The following is a 6,219-nucleotide window of genomic DNA, read 5'->3' as shown; positions in this document are numbered from 1 at the left end:
GCCGGCTGGCAGCCAGACCCCGCGGCTGGGCGGCACCATCCAGCTGCCGTGCGCCGTCTCCACCCGTATCACGCCGCTCAGAGTATGGATCAGCTGCGCACAGGTGTGATAGTGCCACGGCTCGCGGGCACCGTGCGCGTAATCGTGCGCAAAGGGTATCAGCGGGCGCCGGGAAAAATCGAAGCTTATCTGTTTACTCATCTCCGCGCTTCAGCCAGGCGTAGACGGAGGCCAGATCCTGTTCGCCGTAGCCCGCCTCCACCGCCTGCTGCCAGAGCTGCGCAATGTTCTCCAGCGCCGGCAGCCGGGTCTCGCCCGCCGCCTCCAGCGCCAGTTTCGCATCCTTCAGCGCCCAGGTAAGCTGCATCTGCGGGGTGTAGTCGTCGCTGGCAATCGCGCCGAGTTTGACCTTCGCGTAGGGAGCCGCCAGCGGACCGCCCTCCAGCACCTGCCACAGATCGTCAGTGCTGAAACCAAACTGCTCCGCCAGCCGCGTGCTCTCTGCCAGGCTCTGCATCAGGCCAATCAGCCAGCTGTTCACCACCAGCTTCATGCGCGAGCTGGCGCCCGCCTCGCCCAGCCACTGCGTGCCTTTGCCGATCGCGGCAAACACCTGTTCTGCATCCTCAGCCCGCGTGCGGTCACCGCTGGCCAGCACCAGAATCTGGGCGTTTTCCGCCGGCGCTTTGGTGCCGGAGACCGGCGCATCAATAACGTTGATATCGGGACGCGCCGCGGCGATCTGTGCGATCAGCGCGTCGGTTGCCGCGACGCCAATGGTGCCCATCTGTACCAGAGTGGCATTCTGCTTCAGCACCGGCGCGATGCGCGCCGCCACGTCGCGGGTGGTATCTCCATCGGCCAGCATCGTGATCACCACATCCGCCTGCGCAGCGGCGGCTTCCGCGCTGTCGCTCAGCTGCAGGCCCGCCGCCTCCAGATCTTCCCCTTTGGACCGGGTACGATTCCAGCCCTGCACGCGAAACCCTTTTTTCAGTAAGCTGGCGGCGAACGCATGGCCCATCGCTCCCAGACCCAGTACGGCTACAACCGGTTGCTGACGCATTTTCTCTCCTGATGATGTAAGCACTTCTCTTTACAGTGACAGAAAGCGTAGTTCGCAGCCAGAGGTGCGTGGCGCGACGATAACGTTTTAATCATACCGGCCACGATCCGCGCGGTTTTTTACGCTTTTCAATCAAATGACATAACCGGTAACATACCGATCACTGAGCTTTTCTGATTTCTCTCTTTTTCTGACGGTTTTGATTATGAATATTGCTTTACTGCGTCAGGCGCTGCTGCTGCCGGCGCTCCTGCCGCTGCCGCTGCTCGCCGCAGATAACGCAGAGCGTACGCTGGTGGTCAGCGCGGCACCCGCGGCCAGCGGCCTCTCTGAACTCGATACGCCCGCTGCGGTAAGCGTCGTGAGCGGCGAGGATATGCGCCGGGCCGCGCCGCGCGTCAATCTGTCGGAGAACCTCGCCAGCGTGCCTGGCCTGCAGATCCTCAACCGGCAGAACTACGCCCAGGATCTGCAGCTCTCGGTGCGCGGCTTTGGCTCGCGCTCAACGTTTGGCGTACGCGGCGTTCGTCTTTACGTCGACGGTATCCCCGCTACCATGCCGGACGGCCAGGGGCAGACATCGAATATCGATATCGGCTCGGTGGCGCACGTGGACGTGCTGCGCGGCCCCTTTTCAGCGCTCTATGGCAACGCATCAGGCGGCGTGATTAACGTTGAAACCGCCAGCGGCGAACAGCCCCCTGTGCTGGAAGCGGGCAGCTGGTACGGCAGCTTTGGCAGCTGGCGCAACAGCATAAAGGCCAGCGGTGCGACGGGAGACGGCACGCAGCCGGGCGACGTCAGCTACACCCTTTCCGCTTCACGGTTTACCACCCACGGTTATCGCGACCACAGCGCCGCACAGAAAAACCTCGGTAACGCAAAGCTCGGCGTGCGCATTGATGAGGTGAGTACCCTGACGCTGCTGTTTAACAGCGTGCATCTGGAGGCGCAGGATCCGGGCGGCCTGACCGACGCACAGTGGCGCGATAATCCGCGTCAGGTTGCCAGTAACGTCTCCCTCTATGACGCCCGCAAAAGCGTGGATCAGACCCAGGCGGGCGTGCGCTATCAGCGCGAGATGAGCGAGCATGACGACCTGAGCCTGATGCTCTGGGCCGGGGAGCGTGAAACCACGCAGTATCAGTCCATTCCGGTTGTGGCGCAGAACAGACCCGGTCATCCCGGCGGCGTGATTGCGCTGACGCGCCACTATCAGGGTATCGATACGCGCTGGACCCATCGCGACGCGCTGTTCAGCGTGCCGGTGACGCTGACCGGCGGTCTCGACTATGAGACCATGACGGAAAAGCGCAAGGGCTACCGCAACTTTACCCCGGACGGCACGCTGGGCGTGCAGGGCGAGCGCCGCCGCGATGAGCGCAACCGGATCTGGAACCTCGATCCCTATTTACAGAGCGCATGGCAGCTGACGGACGCGTGGTCGCTGGATGCGGGCGTGCGCTTCAGCACGGTGAACTTTACCTCGGACGATCGCTACGTTACCGAAAGCGATCCCGACGACAGCGGCAGCCGTCGCTATCACCGCTGGCTGCCGGCCGCCGCGCTGAATTACGCTATCGATTCGGGCTGGAACGCTTACCTCTCCGCCGGACGCGGCTTCGAGACCCCCACGCTGAATGAGCTCTCCTATCGCACCCGCGGTACCAGCGGCCTGAACCTGGATCTGCAGCCCGCCACCAGCGAGACGCTGGAACTCGGCACGAAAAAACGCCTCGGCAACGGCCTGCTCAGCGCCGCGCTGTTTCAGACCGATACCCGCAATGAGATTGTTTCAGCCGGCAGCTATGAAGGACGCTCAACCTTTAAAAACGCCGGTGAGACGCGCCGCTGCGGCCTGGAGCTGGCGTTCGATCAGCAGATTGGCTATGACTGGCAGCTGAAAGCGGCGTGGACGCTGCTGGACGCCCGTTACCGCAGTAACGCCTGCGGTGACGAGAGCTGTCGCGGCCATCGTATTCCGGGCATTGCGCGTAACATGGCCTATGCAGGCATAGCGTATGCGCCGGAACAGGGCTTTTATGCCGGGGCTGACGTGCGCTATCTGAGCGATATTGCGGCCAATGATGAGAACAGCGTGCGGGCGCCCGCCTACACGCTGGCCGGTCTGAACAGCGGCTACAAGTGGCACATCAGCGACTGGACGCTGGATCTGTTTGGCCGCGTGGATAACCTGCTGGATCGCCACTATATCGGCTCGGTGATTGTGAATGAGAGCAACGGACGCTACTACGAACCGGCGCCGGGTCGTAATTACAGCGCCGGTCTTAATGTAAGCTACACCTTTAACTGACCGCCCGGTGCCTGACCAAATCAGGCACCGGCAGGCCTTACTCCGCCAGCAGGGCCAGTACCTCTGCGGTGCTGCCGGTCTCACCCAGACGCGGAAAAATGCGCGTGACGCTGTTTTCATGCGTGTGCGCATTGAGGCAGGTCATGGCGTCGGTGGCCAGCGTCACGTTATAGCCGAGCGCATACGCCTCGCGCACGGTCGACTCTACGCCAATGCTGCTGGCAATGCCGCACACCACCACCTGCGTGACGCCGCGCTGCTGCAGCTGCGCGTGCAGGTCGGTCTGATGAAATGCACCCCAGGTTTTTTTCGTGATGCAGATGTCATCCGCTTGCGGCTGCATCTCCGGCACCAGATCTGCCCAGTCGGCAGGTAAATCAGCGTCATGGCGCGGCATCTCATTGCGCCCCGGCGCGCCGCCCGCGACGTTAACCCGTACGACCGGCAGACTGCGCGCGTGAAACGCGCCAGCCAGCTCACCGGCGCGCGCAATCACGTCGTCAGCGCTCAGCGGTGCCACCGGCAGACGGACAATGCCGTACTGCAGGTCAATGATAATCAGGGCGGTGTGTGCATCAAGCGTGGTTAGTGCCATGGGGACTCCTCGTCAGTTCGTTAGCAGAGAGATAGTGTATCAGACTGTGGAAACGCAGCGGCGTGGCGAGCGGATTCGCGTAACTGTGCGGTTTATCGGCGGCAAACTGATACGCCTCACCCGCCCGCAGCCGCTGCGCGCCCTGCTCCAGGCCCAGCAGCAGCTCGCCCTCCACCACCACCACCTGTTCAATGACCCCGGCCTCGTGGGCAGAGGAGCTGCTCTGCGCGCCGCCGGCGAGCGTCACCTCAAGCAGATCAACCCCTACCCGGCTATCAAACGGCAGCAGCGGGCGAACCTGCATCTGTGCGCTGGCCTCGCTGAATACCGTGGTGCTGGCGGAGTGTGGCGCGCTGCCGTGGATAAAGCGGGAGAATGGCACGTTGAAGCCGGTCACGATCTTCCACAGCGTAGCTACCGTGGGGCTCGATTCGCCGCGCTCAATCTGTCCCAGCATCGCTTTACTGACGCCGGTACGGGCGGCCGCCAGCGTCAGGCTCCAGCCCCGCTCCTGACGCAGCTGCTTCAGCGTCTGGCCTAACTCGTGTTGCAGATTATCCATATCGTCTCCTGAAAGCGTACCCTCCAGTGTATCACTTGTCGCGGCAGGGCACGCGTGCCACAATGTGCGTTATAACGCACAACAGGACGTTTTCTATGCATCTGGCTGACACCCGCTCTCTCCCGTTTATTCCGCTGCTGGTCGCCGGTTTTGTCGCCGTGCTGGTCGGCTACAGCAGCAGCGCTGCCATTATCTGGCAGGCGGCGCAGGCGGCGGGAGCCACACCGGCGCAGACCGCCGGCTGGTTTACCATGCTGGGGCTGGCGATGGGGGTGGCCACGCTGGCGCTCTCGCTGCGCACCCGCCTGCCGGTTATTGCGGCCTGGTCAACGCCGGGTGCAGCGCTGCTGGCGACCAGCGTGGAGGGGCTGAACCTGAATGAGGTCATCGGGGTGTTTGTGGCGGTTAACCTGCTGATCCTGCTGAGCGGCGTAACCGGGATATTTGCCCGGCTGATGCGCTTTATTCCGCCCGCGCTCGCGGCGGCGATGCTGGCGGGTATTTTACTGCGCTACGGCATCGGCACCTTTACCGGCCTGGAAAGCAACGCCGCGCTGTGCGGCACCATGTGCCTGGTCTGGCTACTCTGTCGCCGCTGGCTGCCGCGCTACGCCATTATTCTGGCGCTGATCGCCGGGGCGGGCGTCACACTGCTTCAGCAAAGCGTGATCCTGCCGCCGGACTCCTTCAGCTTTGCCCTGCCGGCATTTGTGATGCCGCACTTTACGCTTGCCGCTCTGACCGGCGTCGCGCTGCCCTGTTTTCTTATCACCATGGCCTCACAGAATGCGCCCGGTATCGCCACGCTGCAGGCGCACGGCTATCAGCCGCCGGTCTCCATGCTGACCAGCTGGACCGGGGCCATCGCGCTGCTCTGCTCGCCGTTTGGCGGCTTTTCGGTCTGCGTGGGGGCGATCTCAGCCGCTATCTGTATGGGCGATGAGGTCGACCCCGATCCGGCGCGCCGCTGGATCGCCGCCGTCTGCGCCGGGGGGTTCTATCTGCTGGCCGGGCTGTGCGGCGCGCTGATTGCAGCGCTGCTCGGCGCGCTGCCCGCCGTGCTGATTGCGACGCTGGCGGGTCTTGCGCTGCTTAATACCCTCGCCGGCAGTTTGCAGCGCGCGCTGCAGGAGCCGGATCAGCGTGACAGCGCCATTATTACCGTGATGATCACCGCCAGCGGCATCTCTCTGGCCGGTATCGGCTCCGCCTTCTGGGGCATGGCGGGCGGCGTGCTGGTCCATCTGCTGCTGACCGCTCGTCGCCGCGGTTAATCCGTAACCACTTCATACCGGAGCCGGGGAAAAACAGCCTGTTTACCCCCTCTTTTCGCGCCTTTGATTTTCCGTATTTGGCTTAAGATCACTTTTACGCCATCAATACACGATGTTTTGCACGTGACCTCCATCGATAAGGGCCAACGAGTGGCAAAAACTTTTCTGCGCAGCGGCAAGCTGGATTCGGTACTGGCTCTGGGTGAGAGCGGCCAGCCGGTATGGATCTCCGCGCTGCAAATTCGCGAAACGCTGCGGCTGCGTCATCAGGATGCGCTCGCCAGCTGTCTCGCTATTCCGCAAGCCAGCGACAGCGGCGATCGCCTTGACTGGTACGCCCCGCACGCGGGTAAGGTCAAATCCTGGCTCGCCGCCAGCGACAGCGAGCGGCGCCGGGCGCTGGAGCTG

General features: G+C 63.2%; 6 protein-coding genes and 1 pseudogene. 3 read left to right on the top strand and 4 right to left on the bottom strand.

Annotation, left to right across the window (positions count from 1 at the left end):
* Together HA43_RS18170 and HA43_RS18165 are read right to left on the bottom strand one after the other, a co-directional pair.
* Nucleotides 1–201, bottom strand: a 201-nt coding sequence (locus tag HA43_RS18170) for a cupin domain-containing protein (RefSeq protein ID WP_483243723.1), incomplete at its 3' end; no start/stop codon positions are given.
* Entirely contained in the window at nucleotides 194–1,066 is an 873-nt protein-coding gene (locus HA43_RS18165) for an NAD(P)-dependent oxidoreductase (protein ID WP_094112303.1), read from the bottom strand. The genes HA43_RS18170 and HA43_RS18165, both read right to left, overlap by 8 nt.
* A 205-nt stretch (nucleotides 1,067–1,271) precedes the next feature.
* Between HA43_RS18165 and pqqU the strand changes: the two genes are divergently transcribed.
* Nucleotides 1,272–3,380 carry a TonB-dependent receptor PqqU gene (pqqU, locus tag HA43_RS18160; protein ID WP_211279590.1) on the top strand — a complete coding sequence of 703 codons (2,109 nt, stop codon included), beginning with the start codon at nucleotides 1,272–1,274 and terminating at the stop codon, nucleotides 3,378–3,380.
* A gap of 37 nt (nucleotides 3,381–3,417) precedes the next feature.
* On the opposite strand, the gene HA43_RS18155 is transcribed toward pqqU, so the two are convergent.
* Nucleotides 3,418–3,975, bottom strand: a complete 558-nt coding sequence (locus tag HA43_RS18155; protein ID WP_094112302.1) for an isochorismatase family protein — start codon at nucleotides 3,973–3,975, stop codon at nucleotides 3,418–3,420.
* Nucleotides 3,956–4,537 (bottom strand): helix-turn-helix domain-containing protein, encoded by a 582-nt coding sequence (locus HA43_RS18150; protein WP_094112301.1) that lies wholly within the window; start codon nucleotides 4,535–4,537, stop codon nucleotides 3,956–3,958. Before HA43_RS18150 ends, HA43_RS18155 begins: the two co-directional genes overlap by 20 nt.
* A 95-nt stretch (nucleotides 4,538–4,632) precedes the next feature.
* Between HA43_RS18150 and HA43_RS18145 the strand changes: the two genes are divergently transcribed.
* Nucleotides 4,633–5,811: a benzoate/H(+) symporter BenE family transporter gene (locus HA43_RS18145; protein WP_233496294.1), complete on the top strand. Its 1,179-nt coding sequence runs from the start codon at nucleotides 4,633–4,635 to the stop codon at nucleotides 5,809–5,811.
* A gap of 150 nt (nucleotides 5,812–5,961) precedes the next feature.
* A pseudogene (locus HA43_RS18140) lies at nucleotides 5,962–6,219 on the top strand (SrfA family protein); the annotation flags it as partial.

The sequence above is a fragment of the Pantoea eucrina genome, from assembly GCF_002095385.1.
In the GTDB taxonomy this organism is placed as follows: domain Bacteria; phylum Pseudomonadota; class Gammaproteobacteria; order Enterobacterales; family Enterobacteriaceae; genus Pantoea; species Pantoea eucrina.
Note: the sequence above shows the minus strand (reverse complement) of the source record. Positions and strands in the feature narration are given on the sequence as shown.